Source organism: Deefgea piscis (assembly GCF_019665785.1).
Lineage (GTDB): Bacteria > Pseudomonadota > Gammaproteobacteria > Burkholderiales > Chitinibacteraceae > Deefgea.
In genome coordinates this window covers 1,600,674-1,618,625 of sequence record NZ_CP081149.1, presented here as the reverse complement: position 1 = coordinate 1,618,625, position 17,952 = coordinate 1,600,674, and the positions used below count along the sequence as shown (strand labels likewise).

Below are 17,952 nucleotides of genomic sequence, written 5' to 3'. Positions count from 1 at the left end.
GCTACGACAAACCCTGTCAACTACCTCTTTATTGATACGTCTGCGCCGCAATCGCCCGTCATCACACCAGCGTCGGCATCGCGGCTAAATCTTGCTGGCCTATGCCAAATCGCATTTATAAAAAACTAGCCGTATTTCCATCAAGCCGTTGATAATCAACACATCAAGCGAAATACCCCTATATAAATCCCAATAAATTTGCGGTGTGTTGGCTCACAAAATGAATGTTAATAATTCACAAAACCGTGTCAGCTATTGTTTTACAGGGGCAAAATAAGCAATGCTCGCGACAATTGCTTAGGAGAAAGAATTGTTATCACAAAAAAAATCATGGCCGATGTGGCTAAAAATTATGCTGGCGCTCGTCCTTGGTGTTATCGCGGGTTTGGTCGGTGGTGAGTGGATTAAGCAACTAAAACCGATTGGCGACATCTTTTTAGCCCTGCTGAAAATGACCGTGGTACCCGTTATTTTTGTGTCTTTAGTGTGCGGCATTACCGCACTGAAAGACTTAAGCAAGATGGGGCGCGTTGCGGCAAAAACCTTAATGATTTACGCGGTGACCATGGGCATTGCGGCGGCCATTGCGATGCTATTGTCGATGACCTTTGGCATTGGCTCGGGCATGAGCGCCATGCTGCATGGCGTGACTGCGCCAGAAATGCAAAAAACCTCTTTGCTCGACACCATGATGGGGATTTTTCCTGACAATCCATTTAAAGCCTTTGCCGAAGGCCAAGTGCTACCGATTATTGTGTTTGCCATCTTTTTTGGGATTGCCATCAATAAAGCCGGTACTGCGGGTGAGCCGGTGCAACGCTTATTTGTTTCGCTCAATGAAGTGGTGTTTAAGCTAATTTTGATGGTGCTCTCTTTCGCGCCTTACGGTGTGTTTGCGCTGATCGCCTATGTTACCGCCGACAATGGCTTTAGCGTCTTAGGCGAATTAGCCTCACTGGTTGGCGTGATTTACCTATCGTGTATGTTAATGCTGGTGGTGGTTTTTCCACTGTTACTGCGCATTTTTGTACTGCCAGCGTGGCCTTTTCTTCGCAAAATGCTGCCAGTGCAGCTATTTGCGTATTCAACTGCATCGAGCAATGCCACTTTGCCGCTCAATATGGAAACCTGTGAGCACCAATTGGGTGTGCATAATTCGATTGCCTCATTTGTATTGCCCTTGGGCGCAACAGTGAATATGAATGGTTTGGCGACGTATTTGGGCGCAGTGGCAATTTTTGCTGCCAACGCCGTCGGCATTGAATTGACCTTACTGCAAATGGTCACGGTGATTGTCACCACTGTATTAGCGGCAATTGGTGCGGCGGGCGTACCGGGCACGGGCTTGATCGTGATGAGTTTGGTGCTCACCTCGGTGGGTTTACCACTCGAAGTTGTGGCCGCGATTGCCGCAGTGGATCGCATTATCGACATGATGAATACCGCGACCAACGTTTCTGGTGACTCGCTGGCTGCCGTATTGGTGGCGCGCGCTGAAGGTGAGTTGGATCTCGCGACTTATCGTAGTTTAAATAACGACACCGAATAATCATTCAATTAGGCCCTTGCTTGGGCCGCCCCCCCCCATCAAGTCCAATTGGATTTGATGGGGATAATCCCCGCAGCACACTCTCCGCCTTAATCTTTAGTTACACACAACACCGACCAATCCACCCAAAAACTTACACAAAATATCAAGCAGGGCCACTTGCGTGTAAAATCATGCCTTCACTCCGCTGATTTTGGATTACGTCATTCATGCTGGCTCCTCATTTTGTTTCTCGCTGGCTCGCGCAAACCATGCCCGGCATCACCTTGCTACGGCATTACCCTAGGGCATGGTGGGCGTATGATTGGCGCGCAGGGATTTCTGTCGCCGCAGTGGCGATCCCTGTTGGCGTCGCCTACGCCCAACTCGCCGGAATGAGCCCGGTTGCTGGTTTATACGCCAGTATTTTACCGCTGCTGGCGTATGCGCTATTTGGCTCATCACGCCAACTGATCGTGGGGCCAGACGCAGCAACCTGCGCAATGATTTTTTCAACATTGGCTCCAATTGCCGCAGGGGACGCTGCGCTCTATGTGTCTTTGTCGGTGAGTTTGGCCTTGCTCACAGGTTTGTTTTGCCTGATTGCCAGTCGTTTGCGTTTGGGCTTTTTAGCGGACTTTTTGTCTCCACCGATTTTAGCCGGCTTTTTAAATGGCGTCGCCATCAGCATTGTTGTTGGCCAGCTGGGTAAAGTCTTGGGTTTTAACTTTAGCGACAACGGTTTAATCGAGCGACTCATTGAATTGCCATTCAAAATACTCGAAGCACACCCCATCACAGCTGCAATCGGCCTGGGTACGTTACTGATTCAACAGCTGGCGCGCCGCTTATTACCGAGCTTGCCATCGGCCTTAGTGGCGATGGTGATGGCCGGTTTAATCGTTTTTGTTTTCCGCTTGGATCAACACGGCGTGAGCGTCATCGGCGCTTTACCCGCCGGTTTACCCACAGTGCATTGGCCGGTACTGCCTTATTCGCAACTGGGGGAGCTGCTTGGTGCCGCCGCCGGTTTGGCCTTAATTAGCTTTAGCAGTGCCATGCTCACGGCGCGCAGCTTTGCCGCCAAAAACCGCTATGACATCGACGCCGATCGTGAATTTACTGCGCTGGGCATGGCCAATATTGCTGCTGGTTTTTCCCAGGGCTTTGCCATTAGCGGCGCGGACTCCAGAACCGCAGTCAATGACGCCATGGGTGGCAAAAGCCAAATGGTTAGCATAGTGGCCGCACTCACCATTGCGATTGCCATGCTGCTCCTCACGCCCGCTTTGTATTTTGTGCCGATTGCGGCGCTGGGTGCGGTGTTGATTACGGCGTCTTTAGGGCTGATGAATTTTGCCAGCATTCAACACTTTCGCTTACTTGGGCGTGGCGAATGGCTGATTGCCATTGTGACCTTAATCGGCGTGGCCTGTGTGGGCGTGATGCAAGGCATGCTGTTTGCCGTGTTGCTATCCACATTACGGCTGTTAATTCATCTTGCCCGCCCGCACGAAGCGCGGCTGGGGGTGTATCCCACCGGGCAATCGTTTCATGATTTAAAGCATCACCCCGATGCGCAAGAAATTGCCGGTTTATTGGTCTATCGGTTTGAGTCACCGCTTAATTTTTTTAATGCTAATTTTTTCCGTCAGCGCGTATTGTCCTTAGTCGACGGCAGCGCAAGCCCAGTGAAATGGGTGGTCATTGATGTGACAACGATTTCACAAATTGATGCCGCCGGAGAGCAAGCCATGTGGCAATTGCAGCAAGCACTGGCCGAGCGCGAAATCCGCCTAGCTTTAGCGGGGCGCAAACGGCAAATTGAACGCCGCGCGCAAATGCAAGGCCAGCTTGAGCGCGTTAAGCGAGACTTTTTATTGTTTTCTACACTCAAACGAGCGCGTATTGCTTATGAAAACGACTTGCAAGCGCAACATGATTTAAATCATCGACCCGAGGGAGCTGCAGCATGAGTAAAAAAAATCCAAGTCCTAAAACTCAAACCGCTGATGAAGTACTCAGCCACAAGCCGGCGTTATCAGAAAAAACCTATCAGGCCGAACTGCGCAAACTGCATATTGAGCTAGTCAAGATGCAACGCTGGGTACAAGAGCGCGGGCTCAAAGTGTGCATCGTTTTTGAAGGCCGCGATGGTGCTGGCAAAGGCGGCACGATTAAAGCGCTCACCGAGCGCGTCAGTCCACGCACCTTTCGCGTGGTGGCACTACCCGCGCCCACCGATAGAGAAAAAACTCAGATGTATTTGCAGCGCTACGTGGCGCATCTACCTGCCGCAGGAGAAGTCGTTGTTTTTGATCGCAGCTGGTATAACCGCGCCGGTGTTGAACGGGTAATGGGATTTTGTACGCCAGAGCAAACCGAGGCGTTTTTGCATGGCGCACCGCAGTTTGAAAAAGCCATGATTGATTCTGGGATTATCTTGCTCAAATACTGGCTTGAAGTCACCCCCGAAGAGCAAGAACGGCGCTTACGTGATCGCATCGACGACGGCCGCAAAACATGGAAGCTCTCGCCAATGGACATTTTGTCGTTTAACCGTTGGGACGACTACACTACCGCCCGCGACGAGATGTTTAAATACACCGACACCGAATTTTCACCGTGGTTTATTGCCCATTCTGAGGACAAAAAACGCGTTCGACTCAATGTGCTCAGCCATATTCTGGCGCATGTGCCGTATGAAGACTTACCACAAGAAAAAGTGAAGCTGCCAAAAAGAAAAATCAAAGTCAGCAGCAATACCGAACATCCACTGCGCATCGTCCCGGAAAAATTCTAATCCAATAAAAACACCCCGTATTGAGTCGCCCTATCGGCGGTTCACGGGGTATTGATTTCAATTAGCCGATTTCAATCACAATCGATGCTGGGTATCACCGACCAATCGCGATTAGGTTTTTTTGCGCTTAAGTTTTTCTAGCTCGGCCTTGGCAAGATGCCGCTCGGCTGCCGCTTGCCGCTCTTTAAGCGCCTTGGCTTTTTTCCACGCATTTAAAGCTAAAATCCGCTCGGCCTCGGTGTTGTCATCCTCAATCTGCCCCGCCGCCTGATGATCTTGCTTTAAGCGCTTGGCCTCTTGTTTCGCTTGATTGATTCCCATTTGTCACTCCAATGAAAGCGGTATATGAATGCAGACTATTATTGATATAGCCCAGATTGAAATACCCAACAAGATAAGGCTTTGTTCAGATTTGATGTTGATGGCTGGTATCACAAGTGCTTGAGCAGATCGACTTCAACCCCTTCCCCCTCGACGGGGGAAGGTTGGGATGGGTGTGTTGAGCTTAAAATATACGCCGCAGTATCACCCTCACCCTAACCCTCTCCCATCAAGGGAGAGGGAATGCCGCGAAGCTTTAATCACCATCAACACGTAATCTGAACATTGCCCAAGATAAGGCCGCAACAGATGACTGTGAATACGATGCCGTGCGCGTTGGGTCGGCACTAAAATCAACAATCAACCCTTATTTCGCTGCTGCCCCTAGGCTGGACAACTCGCCTTGCCGATTAAAGCTAATGCCACCGGGCACTAAAGGAACAAATAACTGCCCAGAAACCGTATACGCCAGTGATTTACTTTGAATGGCTTTAATTTGCTTCCAAATATTGCTCAGATTGGTCGTTACATTCACTTTAACTACCGCCTCACCCAAGCGCGGCAATGTTACTTTTTGATTGGAGACGCCGGTTGCAAAGGGCTGGCCATTCACATCGAGCTTCATCTTCAAACCATCAATCGGCAAAGCCATATCGTTTGGATTGGTCACGCGCAATGACACCACAAATTTTTGCTCCAACAAGCCCAAATCCAGCACTTCTAAACCGGCTAGATTCACTTGTGGTTTTTCAAAATTAACAATGCCGCTACACGCACTTAGCAAACTCAAGACCAAAACACCGACTACTCGCTGCAACCACGTCATACCAATTCACTCGTTGCCAATAAAATCTGATTAAACCGCTCAAACAACTCGCCTTCGATCAATAGCGCGCCTCTTTGCTCTGGGTGAATCACCGCAAAGCTAATGTCAGCCTCAGCAACGACCTTGCCATTGTCTTTACGCACGATGCGCTGATGGATTTTGCCTTCGCGTGGTAATAATTCAACCAAGCGCGTTTCGATCAGCAACTGATCGCCCATTGTTGCGGCGCGGATATAGCGAATATCGACGCGGCTGACCACTAAGGCCATTTTTTGCGCCATAAACCACGATAAATCGCCATACTCTTCCATCAAGCCCCAGCGCGCTTCTTCTAAAAATTCTAAATAACGCGCGTTATTGACGTGCCCATACAAATCCAAATGAAACCCATGCACTTTGATGGGGGTGAGATGCGCCATAACCAACACTCCTAGTAGGAATTTAAATCGTTCATTGGTAAAAAATTACGTCCTCGCTAAATCAGAGGAAATCTTGCCATTAATCGCTATTTTGCACGGTATCTAGATAAAAAACAGTTATCTAGAACATGCTATGTACTATTATTTTTGCCGCAGTGCTTTTGTTTGCGCCGGTTCTTGTGGATAATCGCCCAATCTTCGTTTTACTCCTTCATTTGACGACATGGATTGGCGCCATTCTCGCTCTTTGCGAATCAGTTTTTTGCTCGTCCTTACACTTACGGCCTTGCTGGGTATTTTGCCGTACTTTTTATCGTCAGACCTCGTTCGCGATCAATTGATATCAGCAGTCCAGCGAGATACCGAGCGTAAGCTCGATATTCGTGGCAGCGCCCATATGGTGCTGCTACCGAGCCCGGCTGTGCTCATTAAAAACGCCACACTCACTGAAGCCAAGCAAGACACGGTTTTTGCCCATGCTGACGCCATCAAGGTGGTATTTCGTTTATGGCCTTTAATTAGCGAAGGCAAAGCGGTCATCAATAGTATTGAAGTCGAAAAACCCGAGTTAACGATTATTCGTCACGAAGATGGCACGTATAATTTTGAAGATTTGCTGCAAAGCAAAGGCAAGCAGATTCATTTGGCCTTAGATCGTTTCAGTTTTTCCGATGCGCAACTGGCTTGGCAAGATGAATTAGTCAATGAAACACTGCATTTAAGTCAGCTCAATCTAGAACTCGACAATCTAACCGACCCTAAAAAAGGCGATTTAAGCCTAGACGGCGAAATTTACCTCAATAACAGCGGCGAATTAGCGCGTTGGCGCGGCAAAGTCAAAGGCTCGGCCGCGATGCGCTATGTTGAGCAAGAACGACGCTTGCATATCGCCGACATTAAAGTGGCGCTCACCCAAGAAGGCGCCAGCGATGCTGGGCTTAAAGTTAGCAATACCCAGCTACAAATCACCGGCAATTTAAATTACGGTTGGGATCCATTGCGACTCACTGGCGGTGATTTAAAGCTCACAGGATCGGCCAATCGTGCTGGGCAGCAATGGAAAACCACGCTGGACGTACCTGAAATTCGACTTACCGACAGCGCATTGGCGCTCAATCGCTTGCAGTTTGATATTGAGATGCAAGACAAAGACGCCAAATTTAGCGCCTCGGCCACGGTGCCAACCCTCAGCGGCGCCCAGCGACACTTTTTGCAAAGTAATGCTGCCAAAATCAGCGTTAAATTCAATAGCCCAGAACAAAATCTGGACGTGGTTTTTAGTACGCCACTGGCGATTGAGCGCGGCAATTTAACCCGGCTATCAAACTACCGACTTACCGGTAGCTATACCAACCGCAGCTTGCCACGCGGCGCGATTCGCTTGGATTTAACCGGTAAAGGCGATATTGATTTACACAATGAACTGATCAATCTCGATAGCAATGGCACGCTAGATTACGAGCCATTGCACGCGCAAATTGGCATGGAAAGTTTTGTTGATCCGCAATTTAGGATCAATATGAATCTGGCTAAATTTGATTTAACCCCTTACCTCCCCGCCGTTGCTGCCGGAGCCAAAAAGAGCAATCCAAATACTAATTTTGATTTGTGGTGGCTAGCAAAATTCAACGCCATTGGCTCAATTAAAATCGGCGAGTTGGTGCTCAATAATTTGCACGTTGACGATTTAGACGTCACCTTAATTGCCCGCAAAAATCGTCTGGTGCTCGATCCACTGTCGGCCACGCTATACGAAGGCCAATTGGCTGGCCGCGTTGAAATCAACTCAACGCAAGCGTTGCCGTTTTTCCGGGTTGAGCAAACCTTATCGAATATGAATATCAACACTTTGCTCACCGATACCTTAGACACCAGCCGCTTTGAAGGCCGTAGCAATCTAACGATTGATGTCAGCGCCAAAGGGCAAAACTTGGCGGATTTACGGAAATCGGCCAACGGTAAAATCAAAGCTAGCCTCAAAGAAGGCGCAATTCGCGGCATCGACATTAGTGGTTTACTGAGTTCGGCCAGCCAGCAAATCAAACTCATGAATGGCGAAGTGAGTAAAGCTGACCATAGCAATGGCAAAACTATTTTTTCAGAACTCAATGCCACCTTACATCTTAAAAATGGCATCGCCGAAAATCATGATTTAAGTGTAAGCGCCGACGTATTAAAACTCAGCGGTGGCGGCAAACTTGATTTGGTGGCTGGCACACTCGATTATCAAATGCAGGCCAGCGCCAACCCTAAAGTGCCAGAATTGGCGGGCTTAATTGGCTTAACCCTGCCAATTACCTTAAGCGGCCCGATTCAAAATCCGGTGTATAAAGCCGATACCGCCAACTTAAAAGAGCAAATCATTGCGCGGCAAAAAGCCGAGGCACAGGCAAAAATAGATCGCGCCGCAGCAGCACAAAAAGCACGAGAAGAAAAAATAGCGGCACAAAAGGCCGCAGCATTAGCTGAAAAGAAAAAAGCCGAACTCGCCGCCAAAAAGAAAGCGCGTAGCACGCAGCGCAAAACCACTAAAGCGGTAAAACCTTAATGCCTGATTTTTCTTTACGTTTGCGCCAATGGCAGCAGCATTCTGGCCGCCATCATTTACCGTGGCAAGTGAACGACGCTTACTGCGTTTGGCTGTCTGAAATCATGCTGCAGCAAACGCAAGTGAGCACGGTGCTCGACTATTACCCGCGATTTTTACAGCGTTTCCCAACGCTAGCTGATTTGGCCGCTGCGCCGCTCGATGATGTGTTGGCGCTATGGAGTGGACTGGGTTACTACACCCGAGCGCGTAATTTGCATGCTTGCGCTCAAGCCGTGGTGCGAGATTTTGCTGGGCAATTTCCTAACGATCCAACACTCATTGCCACCTTACCCGGTATTGGGCGCAGTACCGCAGCAGCAATTGCCGCTTTTTCCTACGGCTATCGCGCAGCGATTTTAGATGGCAATGTGAAACGCGTATTAACTCGCTGGGCAGGGATTGAAGGTTATCCGGGCGTAAAAGCCATCGAAAACCAGCTGTGGCAATTGGCTGAATCCTTACTCCCCGCCAGTTGCAGCGATAGCAATCAAGCCGCCAGCGAAATCAAAGCCCATACGCAAGGACTGATGGATTTAGGTGCGACGATTTGCACCCCAAAAAATCCAAGCTGCTTGCTGTGCCCGTTAGCCAGTGATTGCCAAGCTAGGCAGAGCGATCGGCAAGCGGTGTTGCCGACGAGAAAACCGAAAAAAACCATCCCAGAAAAAGCCACCACCATGATTTTTTTGCGCAATGATCAAGGTGATTTATTGCTGGAAAAACGCCCACCAACCGGCATTTGGGGCGGATTATGGAGCTTGCCTGAAGTCGCTCAGGATGCCGATCCAGTCGCTCAAATTGCAGATAAATTGGGTTTAAACATTGCGCTGAGCAACAGACTCCCAGATTTTGTTCACGTATTTACTCATTATCGCCTCACCATTACCCCGCAATTGGCGCAACTGGTGGGTAGTGATTGCGCCAAAGACAGCGCCAGTACCGCGTGGTTTAGCCCCACCGCAGCGCTGGCGGCCGGCATCCCAACGCCATTACGCAAAATCATTCACTCAATTTAAAACGCCGCGCAAGGGCAAATACAGTTCACTTAACGACAAACCCTGAAAATCTGACGCAGAGACACAGAGGCGCGGAGGAAATTCAGGGGTTTTCAATTGATTTTTTCTGCGCCTTTGCGTCAAAAGCGACATCAGCAATGAAATCGAGGAAAAAAATGCCGCTCACTTGGCTTAAGTGAACGGCATTACCGCGCAAGGGTTTTATTTATAGAGGCGGCAGCCAAGGTCAATAAACGCTAGCGTTTACTTTTGCGATTAGGACATTGGCTGCAGTCTTTTACTTCGCCAATTTTTTCTAAAGATTGGCTCAAAGCACACACCGAGCGGCGGCAGGCAACAAAGCGCACTTGCTCATCGTTGGCCAATTCTCGATACGCCTTCATCACGTTGTGACTTAAAAAATCAGTAAACAAAATCAATAAATCCGCCCCGTTTAAGCTTGCAGGCTTGCGCTGATGCGACACATTGCGCCCGCTAATGTGTTTTTGCACGCTAATGCCGTGCTCAGCCAATAGCTGCGGGATATTCCCTAAGGCATCGGCGCCAACCAGATAGGCCTTCATTGATTTTCCTTCGTTGGGTATGGAGGTAGAGCGATTATTGTATAGATGAGAATAATTATCAATAGCAATTGATTGATTTTTTTCATTCAATGAAATCATTACGTCAACAACACCTTACCTAGGGTTTTTACCTAAGTTGCTTTGCATCAAACTGTAACAAGCGCAGATCAGGCTAAATACCCTCATCATTCACTGTGCACAGGGAATAAAGCCAAGATGTTGATTGTGATCCCAAAAGAAAGCCAATACGGCGAGACCCGTGTCGCCGCCTCGCCTGAAACGGTAAAAAAGCTCATCAAACAAGGGCATCAAGTTCGCGTTCAGTCGAATGCCGGCCTCGCGGCAACATGGCAAGATAGCGATTACCAAGCTGCTGGCGCCAGCATTAGCGAAAACATAACTAGCATGTATAGCGATGCAGCGCTTATTTTAAAAGTGCAAGCGCCCAATACCCAAGAAATCGCCCTTTATCCCGAGCACGCTGCACTAGTAAGCCTGTTTGATATCCATCGCTACCCGCATCTAGGCTTACTCGCCGCCAAACACATCGACGCTTATGCGCTCGAATTGATTCCACGCATTACCCGTGGCCAAAGCATGGACGTATTGTCGAGCCAAGCCAATATTGCCGGTTATCGCGCAGTCCTGTTGGCGACGCATTATTTCCCACGCTTTATGCCGATGCTGATGACCGCCGCCGGCTCAGTCAAACCCGCACGAGTGTTAATTTTGGGTGCTGGCGTAGCCGGCTTACAAGCGATTGCCACCGCCAAGCGTTTAGGTGCCATCGTTGAAGTGTTTGATGTACGCCCAGCCACGCGCGAACAAGTTGAATCACTTGGCGCTAAATTTGTTGAAGTTGAACTCTCCAGCGAAGAGCAAGCGGCGTTTGCCCACACCGGCGGCTACGCCAAAGAAATGTCCGACGATTATCGGCAACGACAAAGCGAGCTGATTGCGCAACAAGCAGCGCAAGCCGACATCATCATTAGTACCGCCCTCATTCCGGGCAAAGCCGCGCCGATTTTACTCACCGCAGCCACCGTGGCGCGGATGAAATCCGGCAGCGTGATCATCGATATGGCCGTCAGCCACGGCGGCAATTGTCCGCTGTCGCAAGCCGATCAAGTGGTGGTGAGCGACAACGGCGTCAGCATTGTTGGGCAAAGTAATTTAGCCGCTTTAATGCCAACCGATGCTTCCAGTATGTTTGCGCGCAATGTGCTGACGTTTTTAGCACTGTTGGTCGATAAAGACGCCAATTATGCACCGCAGCAAGAGGATGAAATCGTTCAAGCCACTCGGGTTTGCCACGCCGGTAGTATTTATTTTGCTAGTGCCGGCCTTGCCGCTCAAGTCACTGCCGCCCAATCCAGTCAGACCAGCGCGGTGTCGGCCACTGCTGACGCAATCACTGCAGATGTCATCACTGCAGATGCCAACACAGCAGACGTCATCACTGCTTAAGGAAAACTCATGTCTACTCTTGCCCTAACCGCTTCTACAACGGCCGTCGCCCCCATCGCCCATGCCGCAACGAGCGATCCATTTATGGCCAGCTTAACGATTTTTGTCTTGGCGATTTTTGTCGGCTACCACGTGGTGTGGAATGTCACGCCAGCGCTGCATACGCCGCTCATGGCGGTGACCAACGCGATTTCGGGGATTATCGTCGTTGGCGCCATGCTGCAAGTGGTGGATATCAACGCCCAGCAAATTACGCTCACTAGCGTTCTTGGCGCGGTGGCGATTTTCTTGGCCAGCATTAATATTTTTGGCGGCTTTTTGGTCACTCAGCGCATGCTCGATATGTTCAAATCGAAAAAAGGAGCGAAATAATGGCGAACTTAACGGCCCTGCTCTATCTGGTTGCTGCGGTACTGTTTATTTTATCGCTACGTGGTCTTTCCTCTCCGCACACCGCTTTGCGCGGCAATTTATACGGCATGGTCGGCATGACCATCGCCGTGTTAACGACATTTTTTGTCGCCAACAGCCCGGTGGTATGGTTAATTGTCGCCGCAATGGCCGCTGGCGCCTTGGTTGGCGCGTATAAAGCACGCACCGTGGCGATGACGGCGATGCCAGAATTAGTAGCCGCAATGCATTCTTTGGTCGGTTTATCAGCGGTGCTCATCGCCATTGCCGCAGTGTTCCATACCGGAATGAGCCACACTGGCGCACAGCAAATCGAGCTATTTTTAGGCGCATTCATCGGCGCGATTACCTTTACCGCCTCGGTCGTCGCCTACGGCAAATTGTCGGGCAAATTTGGCGCACGCGCGATCAACTTTAAAGGCCAGCATTTAGTCAATCTACTACTGGCGCTCACCATGGTCGGCCTTGGGATTGCGTTTTACGTCACCGGCAGCCAAGCGGCATTTTTAGCCATGGTGGCGATTGCCTTAGCGCTCGGGGTGCTGCTAATTATCCCGATTGGTGGCGCTGATATGCCGGTGGTGGTATCGATGCTCAATTCGTATTCGGGCTGGGCGGCGGCTGGCATTGGCTTTACGCTAGATAACCCGGTACTGATTATCGCTGGTGCCTGTGTTGGCGCATCCGGCGCGATTTTGTCGTACATCATGTGTAAAGCGATGAATCGCTCGATTGTGTCGGTGCTACTCGGTGGCTTTGGCGCCGAAGTGGCTGCTGCGGGCCCAGCAGGCAGTGCGCAAAAAAACTATCGTTCAGGCTCGGCTGACGATGCGGCATTTTTAATGGAAAACGCCGAACGCGTGATTATCATCCCCGGCTACGGTTTAGCGGTATCGCGTGCGCAACATGCGCTGCAAGAGCTGACTGATTTACTCACCGAACGCGGTGTGGATGTGCGCTATGCAATCCACCCGGTGGCAGGACGTATGCCCGGCCACATGAACGTGCTGTTGGCCGAGGCCGAAGTACCCTATGAGCGCGTTATCGAAATGGAGGAAATCAATAGCGATTTTGCCAGCACCGACGTGGTGCTCGTCATTGGTGCCAATGACGTGGTCAATCCTGCCGCCAAAAACGATCCGAGCAGCAGCATTTATGGCATGCCGATTTTGGACGCGTATAAAGCGCGCACGGTAATGGTCGTTAAGCGCTCAATGAGCGCCGGTTATGCGGGGCTCGACAATGAGTTGTTTTATATGGATAAAACCATGATGGTATTTGGCGACGCGAAAAAAGTCGTTGAAGGCATGCTGCAAGCGGTGCATTAATCGCCTTTTACGCCACGAATATCTTCTTATTCGTGGCGTTAGAACGGATTTGCATAAAAACCCAAGGCCGCTTTCTGCGGCCTTTTGTCATGGCCTTTTGCAATTTCTACGAGTCAAAAAACCAAGAACAAGGTAAGCTTACGTTTTACTGCAGAAAGACCGCCATGATCACCACCACCAGCACCGACCAAACCGGTCGCCCAACGCCAAAACCCTGTCCTAAATGCGGCGCCATCGCCGAGCAGCACAAAGCCGGATCAAATCGCTTTTGGGTGCAATGCAGTAAGCTGGGTAAAAACGGCAATTGCAGCGCCATCGGCCAGCAAGGCAGCAATAAAAAAGAAGCCATCGCCAACTGGAATTCACTCCGCTAAAACAGCATGGGTATTTACCTCTAGCACGCTTGCCGCATGGCAAATGAAGTCATACCCAGTGTTATCTTTAGGCCACATTTTCACCTATACCGAGCGATGCTTTTGACGTGCCTGATTACACCGGCATATGCTGTCTGCTTGTGAAACCTTTTACTTGATATTCCCGTGCCTAATTAATTAGCCCCCACTGCCGATCAGCCACTTGCCAGCCAAGTTGGGATTTTGATCGTCCGCTACTTTCAGGCTATCCACTACCCGCCTTACAGAAGGCGCGGATGGTCACGGCTAATTTTAGGAATATCAAGTATGCAAACCTCGCTTTCTACTGCGCGCCTCGTGCTACGCACTTTCACCGGCAACGACTTTGCCGCGCTACGCGATCTCACCCAGCAAGCTGAAATCATCGACATCCTGCCCGACTGGGCGATGAGCGATGCGCAATTGCGCGATTATCTAGCGGCATGGCAGCGCATCTATTTGGCCGAACACGAACACGTCAGCGAATGGCTGTACGCCATTACGCTCGCCAAGAGCAATGAACTCATCGGCTGGGTCGGCATTTGGCCCAAAGACGGTCTGCAGTCGAGCTTCCCCGAAGTGGCGTATGCGATCAGCCACGAGCACCGTCAATGCGGGCTGACCACTGAGGCCGTAGCTGCGGCAACGCAGGCGTTTTTTGCCGGCAGCAACACCGCTGCCTTGGTAGCGATTGTTAAAGATTGGAATATCGCCTCGCGCCGCGTGATCGAAAAAACGGGCTTTTTGCCGCGAGGCAAAACCAACGTGCCGCGCGGCGAAACTACCGCGCCACGAGGCAAAACCAAGCTACAGGACGATGGCGAATTTGATTTCTTCATCCTACCGCGCCCAGCGCTAGCCAGCACCGCAGCCGTTCAACTACGCCCCGCCACGGCAGACGATGCCGAGCAATTGACCGCCATTCAGCGAGCGGCATATCAAGAACACGCCACGCGCTGGGGGCCGTGGAGCTCGGACAGTGATAGCGCAGGATCTGGCGGCTATGATTGCCCGCACAAGATGGCGTATGCGATTGCAAGCTCGCACTACTTTGCCATTGAAATCGCGGGTGTCTGCATTGGCGGCATTGCTTATCTGGGCCCCATCGCCGGACAAGCCTATGTTGAATATCTGCACGTTGACCCTGCATTTGGCCGCCAAGGCATTGCCACTCAAGCTTTGGCGCAACTTGAAGGATTAGTCCCCCAAGCCAATAGTTGGTCGCTCAGCACCAGCGCGCACAGCAAAGATAATGAGCGCTTTTATATTAAATGCGGCTACCAAGTGGTTGATCGCTACGACAATTGCGTCACTTTTATTCGCCACTTACGCGCCAACCCGAGCAATGCGCAGCACCATTGCGGTCTGAATTTAAACGCCAACGACTGGAATGACTGCGCCATCGCCGATGCGACATTTTTTAGTAGCAATTTAAATGGCAGTCGCTTTATTGATACCTGCATGCAAGACGCGCAACTGCACAATGTGAACCTGTCGCGGCTCTCCATTGGCGACGCGAGATTGGGCGGCATTAAAATCGGCCACGCCTCGTGGGGCGGCGCGCATTTACACGATTTAGCGCGCGGTTGGCATGGCGATACCGATGCGGTCACGATAGAGCGCTGCGATTTAGCGGGTGCGCAAATTCGCGATTGTGACCTAAGCCAAGCGCAGATAAATAGCGATCAACTCGATGGCCTACAGATCAACGGCGTCGCCTACGCCGATCTACTTGCGGCGTGGAAGAGGAGTCAAAAAACTTAAATCTAAACGGTATTTACCACCAAGCCATGCAATATATAGCTTGGTGGTAAATACCCACTAATCATTGAGCATCGGCAATAGCGGCAAATCGGTCACGCCAACATCAATCCCCTGTTGCATCAGCAAGGTACTCACTTGGCCGCGATGATGCGTTTGGTGATTGAAAAAATGCTGCACCTGCACCCAGCGTGGAATGGTTTGGGTAAAACCATACACCTGACTAGTCCACGTCACTGGCTCGTTTAGCCAAGCCGCATCCAAACCATTGGCCCACTCAATGATCCGTGCATCAAGCGCCATCCGCGCGGCGTGCAACTCGGCAAAATCAGCGTAAACATCCACGCCCGATGGTGAGCTAATCAGCGTTTCTCCGGTAAAGCGCGACAACCACATTAAATCCCCCCAAACAATATGATTGAGCGTGCTATGAATCGACTTAAAAAACGCCCCACGATCCGCCTTGCGCTCAGCATCACTCAAGGAGGCAGCGGCAGCATACATTTGCTGATTTTGCCATTGGTTATACGCCGCCATCAGTTGCGGCATGTTGCCTTGAAACATAAACCCTCTCTTATTCAATCGATTCGGTAAGGAGCACCACTTTGCCGCAATTGCGACTGGCGGCAATGTATTCATGCGCGGCTTGCGCGTCTTTGAGCGCAAACGTGCGATTGAGCGTAATGCGATATTGGCCGCTCACGATGCGCGGCAACACCGTATCGCGCAGCGCCTGCGCCAATTTGGCCTTTTCGGCTAGCGCTTGGCTGCGTAGCGCCGAGCCTTGAATTTTTTGCCGCTTGACCAGCAGCAAGCCCAAATTAATCTCGCAGCTCAGGCCTTTGAGTAAGCCAATCACAATGATAGTGCCGTCGCTATTGAGGCATAGTTGATTGGCGGCGACATAATCGCCGCCCACCGTATCCAAAATTAAATCCACCCCGCCAGCGGCTTTAAGCGTGGTTGCAAAATCTTGGCTGCGATAATCAATGACTAAATCCGCGCCCATGTCACGACAAAAAGCCTGCTTTTCAACAGAGCTGGTCGTAACCGCCACCCAAGCACCGACTGATTTTGCTAGCTGAATCGCCGCCGCCCCCACGCTACTAGCGCCAGCGTGAATCAACACCCGCTGCCCGGCTTTGAGCTGGCCAACGTCGATTAAATTCAACCACGCCGTCATCCACACTTCGGGCAAACTGGCCGCCGCAGCAAAATCGAGGGTATCGGGCTTTAAGCAGCAAAGCGATTGCTCCAGCAAGCAATACTCGGCATAAGCACCGCCACCGACCAACCCGAAAACCGCGTCGCCGACCGCAAAATCGCTCACGCCCTCGCCCAAGGCCACCACCACGCCTGCCACCTCCAAACCGATGATCAGCGACTCACCGGCGGGCGGCGGATATTTGCCTTGCGCCTGCATCAAATCCGCCCGATTCACCCCCGCCGCCATCACCTTAATCAACAACTGGCCCGCTGCCGGCTGCGGTGTTGGATATTCAGTCAAAACCAATTGTTGATTCAGCGTCGTAATCGCCAACATAAGCCACCTCGATAAAAGGGAAGAACAGGGTTGAGTTACCGGCAAATAGCATTAATTTGGTTTTAATAGCAGGGTATCTTGCGTCAGCTCATGAAAATATTGAGCTAGCAGCAGATACATCCAATATAGGGTTTAATCAGCGCCAGCGCATTACACCAAACCATGCAAACGGTGCAATGCGCTATCGCTTATTGGCACCCTACGAAATTGCGACCAACGAAAACAGCTGTCATTCGGCGCGCTGCGCCTACACCGCTTAGATTTTGTAAGTTGGGCTAAGCGTCAGCGCAGCCCAACAATCGCGCGGTAAACGTTGGGCTATCGAGCCCAACCTACTGGACTAAAGCCAATGAGTTAAATAGGTTTCAGACATTTGTCTAACGGAATTGCATGATCTAAGTTTATATTTTTCCACCATATCAATGCAGCTTCTGCAACATCATAAAAATATTTCTTATTTCCACAATACGTTAATGTTGGAATAAAATACATAATTCTGCCTTCTTCTGTTAAACGACCAAACCCCTTTTGTTCATACATTTTCATGCTTTGCTCAGGAACAAGAGAAATATCAAAAATAACCGCCAAATCTAAACTATTTGCACTGTAATTAGAACATTTCCGATTCGCGTGTTTGCATTCATTCGATATATCAATAAATGCAGCTACTTCTGGACTTTGAGAGCGAATCCAATTACTAAAATGTGTTTCTTTGGATACACTCCATTTGGGTTGATCAGTAAGGCGGAGATGAAATGTCCAATCGGCAATAGAGGCAATAGTTACAGAAAAATTGATCATATGGTCATACATTAGTAAAGCATCCTGACAACTCTTCACACGTCCTAGCTCTCGAATAGCTTTCTCAAGCATAAAGTTTTCATCAAATCCAGGGCCACTCAAAAATTGATGCGCAGAAAGAGTTACCATTTATTTACCCCTGTAATTTCTGTGAATACTACTTGGCAATATTTGTCCAAGCCC

Annotated in this window: 17 protein-coding genes; 10 read left to right on the top strand and 7 right to left on the bottom strand. The window is 50.2% G+C overall.

What is annotated here, in order from left to right; translation table 11 throughout:
* Nucleotides 1-310 precede the first annotated feature (310 nt).
* From K4H25_RS07475 to ppk2, 3 genes are all read left to right on the top strand, one after another.
* Nucleotides 311-1,549, top strand: coding sequence for a dicarboxylate/amino acid:cation symporter (locus K4H25_RS07475; protein WP_255588145.1), 1,239 nt, complete (start codon nt 311-313; stop codon nt 1,547-1,549).
* A 209-nt stretch (nt 1,550-1,758) separates the two neighbouring features.
* Nucleotides 1,759-3,504, top strand: a complete 1,746-nt coding sequence (locus K4H25_RS07470; RefSeq protein WP_221022690.1) for a SulP family inorganic anion transporter — start codon at nt 1,759-1,761, stop codon at nt 3,502-3,504.
* A complete protein-coding gene (gene ppk2, locus K4H25_RS07465) occupies nt 3,501-4,331 on the top strand; it encodes a polyphosphate kinase 2 (protein WP_221022689.1) in 831 nt (276 codons plus the stop codon). Before K4H25_RS07470 ends, ppk2 begins: the two co-directional genes overlap by 4 nt.
* A 111-nt stretch (nt 4,332-4,442) precedes the next feature.
* On the opposite strand, the gene K4H25_RS07460 is transcribed toward ppk2, so the two are convergent.
* The 3 genes from K4H25_RS07460 to K4H25_RS07450 all read right to left on the bottom strand — a co-directional run bounded on the left by K4H25_RS07460 (nt 4,443) and on the right by K4H25_RS07450 (nt 5,897).
* On the bottom strand, nt 4,443-4,652 hold the full coding sequence (locus tag K4H25_RS07460; RefSeq protein WP_221022688.1) for a hypothetical protein: 210 nt from the start codon (nt 4,650-4,652) through the stop codon (nt 4,443-4,445).
* Between the two features lie 367 nt (nt 4,653-5,019).
* Nucleotides 5,020-5,478, bottom strand: a complete 459-nt coding sequence (locus K4H25_RS07455) for an LEA/WHy family protein (RefSeq protein ID WP_221022687.1) — start codon at nt 5,476-5,478, stop codon at nt 5,020-5,022.
* Complete coding sequence (locus K4H25_RS07450; protein WP_221022686.1) at nt 5,475-5,897, bottom strand: acyl-CoA thioesterase; 423 nt, start codon at nt 5,895-5,897, stop codon at nt 5,475-5,477. The genes K4H25_RS07455 and K4H25_RS07450 overlap by 4 nt, the downstream gene beginning before the upstream one ends.
* 223 nt (nt 5,898-6,120) lie before the next feature.
* Here K4H25_RS07450 and K4H25_RS07445 point away from each other — a divergent pair, with 223 nt between their 5' ends.
* Both K4H25_RS07445 and mutY read left to right on the top strand, forming a co-directional pair.
* A complete protein-coding gene (locus K4H25_RS07445) occupies nt 6,121-8,445 on the top strand; it encodes an AsmA family protein (RefSeq protein ID WP_221022685.1) in 2,325 nt (774 codons plus the stop codon).
* Nucleotides 8,445-9,503: an A/G-specific adenine glycosylase gene (mutY, locus tag K4H25_RS07440; protein WP_221022684.1), complete on the top strand. Its 1,059-nt coding sequence runs from the start codon at nt 8,445-8,447 to the stop codon at nt 9,501-9,503. The genes K4H25_RS07445 and mutY overlap by 1 nt, the downstream gene beginning before the upstream one ends.
* 236 nt (nt 9,504-9,739) lie before the next feature.
* Here mutY and K4H25_RS07435 read toward each other — a convergent pair whose 3' ends face one another.
* Nucleotides 9,740-10,066, bottom strand: coding sequence for a DUF2325 domain-containing protein (locus K4H25_RS07435; protein WP_221022683.1), 327 nt, complete (start codon nt 10,064-10,066; stop codon nt 9,740-9,742).
* Between the two features lie 216 nt (nt 10,067-10,282).
* On the opposite strand from K4H25_RS07435, the gene K4H25_RS07430 reads away from it, so the two are divergent.
* From K4H25_RS07430 to K4H25_RS07410, 5 genes are all read left to right on the top strand, one after another.
* Nucleotides 10,283-11,533 (top strand): Re/Si-specific NAD(P)(+) transhydrogenase subunit alpha, encoded by a 1,251-nt coding sequence (locus K4H25_RS07430; RefSeq protein ID WP_221022682.1) that lies wholly within the window; start codon nt 10,283-10,285, stop codon nt 11,531-11,533.
* Between the two features lie 84 nt (nt 11,534-11,617).
* Nucleotides 11,618-11,905: a proton-translocating transhydrogenase family protein gene (locus K4H25_RS07425; protein WP_173534691.1), complete on the top strand. Its 288-nt coding sequence runs from the start codon at nt 11,618-11,620 to the stop codon at nt 11,903-11,905.
* A complete protein-coding gene (locus K4H25_RS07420; RefSeq protein WP_221022681.1) occupies nt 11,905-13,272 on the top strand; it encodes an NAD(P)(+) transhydrogenase (Re/Si-specific) subunit beta in 1,368 nt (455 codons plus the stop codon). The genes K4H25_RS07425 and K4H25_RS07420 overlap by 1 nt, the downstream gene beginning before the upstream one ends.
* A 164-nt stretch (nt 13,273-13,436) precedes the next feature.
* Nucleotides 13,437-13,646, top strand: coding sequence for a Lar family restriction alleviation protein (locus K4H25_RS07415; RefSeq protein WP_221022680.1), 210 nt, complete (start codon nt 13,437-13,439; stop codon nt 13,644-13,646).
* A gap of 306 nt (nt 13,647-13,952) precedes the next feature.
* Nucleotides 13,953-15,428, top strand: a complete 1,476-nt coding sequence (locus K4H25_RS07410) for a GNAT family N-acetyltransferase (protein ID WP_221022679.1) — start codon at nt 13,953-13,955, stop codon at nt 15,426-15,428.
* A 57-nt stretch (nt 15,429-15,485) separates the two neighbouring features.
* Here K4H25_RS07410 and K4H25_RS07405 read toward each other — a convergent pair whose 3' ends face one another.
* From K4H25_RS07405 to K4H25_RS07395, 3 genes are all read right to left on the bottom strand, one after another.
* On the bottom strand, nt 15,486-15,989 hold the full coding sequence (locus K4H25_RS07405) for a DinB family protein (protein WP_255588143.1): 504 nt from the start codon (nt 15,987-15,989) through the stop codon (nt 15,486-15,488).
* A 10-nt stretch (nt 15,990-15,999) separates the two neighbouring features.
* Nucleotides 16,000-16,968 (bottom strand): NAD(P)H-quinone oxidoreductase, encoded by a 969-nt coding sequence (locus K4H25_RS07400; RefSeq protein ID WP_221022678.1) that lies wholly within the window; start codon nt 16,966-16,968, stop codon nt 16,000-16,002.
* 354 nt (nt 16,969-17,322) lie between these two features.
* A complete protein-coding gene (locus K4H25_RS07395) occupies nt 17,323-17,898 on the bottom strand; it encodes a hypothetical protein (protein WP_221022677.1) in 576 nt (191 codons plus the stop codon).
* Nucleotides 17,899-17,952: the final 54 nt, after the last annotated feature.

Excerpts from the sequence above, each read along its gene's own strand:
- K4H25_RS07395 (WP_221022677.1), bottom strand. The coding sequence starts at position 17,898 with ATGGTAACTCTTTCTGCGCATCAATTTTTGAGTGGCCCTGGATTTGAT.
- K4H25_RS07420 (WP_221022681.1), top strand. The coding sequence starts at position 11,905 with ATGGCGAACTTAACGGCCCTGCTCTATCTGGTTGCTGCGGTACTGTTT.
- mutY (WP_221022684.1), top strand. The coding sequence starts at position 8,445 with ATGCCTGATTTTTCTTTACGTTTGCGCCAATGGCAGCAGCATTCTGGC.
- K4H25_RS07425 (WP_173534691.1), top strand. The coding sequence starts at position 11,618 with ATGGCCAGCTTAACGATTTTTGTCTTGGCGATTTTTGTCGGCTACCAC.
- K4H25_RS07455 (WP_221022687.1), bottom strand. The coding sequence starts at position 5,478 with ATGACGTGGTTGCAGCGAGTAGTCGGTGTTTTGGTCTTGAGTTTGCTA.
- K4H25_RS07405 (WP_255588143.1), bottom strand. The coding sequence starts at position 15,989 with ATGTTTCAAGGCAACATGCCGCAACTGATGGCGGCGTATAACCAATGG.
- K4H25_RS07460 (WP_221022688.1), bottom strand. The coding sequence starts at position 4,652 with ATGGGAATCAATCAAGCGAAACAAGAGGCCAAGCGCTTAAAGCAAGAT.
- K4H25_RS07450 (WP_221022686.1), bottom strand. The coding sequence starts at position 5,897 with ATGGCGCATCTCACCCCCATCAAAGTGCATGGGTTTCATTTGGATTTG.
- K4H25_RS07470 (WP_221022690.1), top strand. The coding sequence starts at position 1,759 with ATGCTGGCTCCTCATTTTGTTTCTCGCTGGCTCGCGCAAACCATGCCC.
- ppk2 (WP_221022689.1), top strand. The coding sequence starts at position 3,501 with ATGAGTAAAAAAAATCCAAGTCCTAAAACTCAAACCGCTGATGAAGTA.
- K4H25_RS07430 (WP_221022682.1), top strand. The coding sequence starts at position 10,283 with ATGTTGATTGTGATCCCAAAAGAAAGCCAATACGGCGAGACCCGTGTC.
- K4H25_RS07415 (WP_221022680.1), top strand. The coding sequence starts at position 13,437 with ATGATCACCACCACCAGCACCGACCAAACCGGTCGCCCAACGCCAAAA.
- K4H25_RS07410 (WP_221022679.1), top strand. The coding sequence starts at position 13,953 with ATGCAAACCTCGCTTTCTACTGCGCGCCTCGTGCTACGCACTTTCACC.
- K4H25_RS07435 (WP_221022683.1), bottom strand. The coding sequence starts at position 10,066 with ATGAAGGCCTATCTGGTTGGCGCCGATGCCTTAGGGAATATCCCGCAG.
- K4H25_RS07400 (WP_221022678.1), bottom strand. The coding sequence starts at position 16,968 with ATGTTGGCGATTACGACGCTGAATCAACAATTGGTTTTGACTGAATAT.
- K4H25_RS07445 (WP_221022685.1), top strand. The coding sequence starts at position 6,121 with ATGGATTGGCGCCATTCTCGCTCTTTGCGAATCAGTTTTTTGCTCGTC.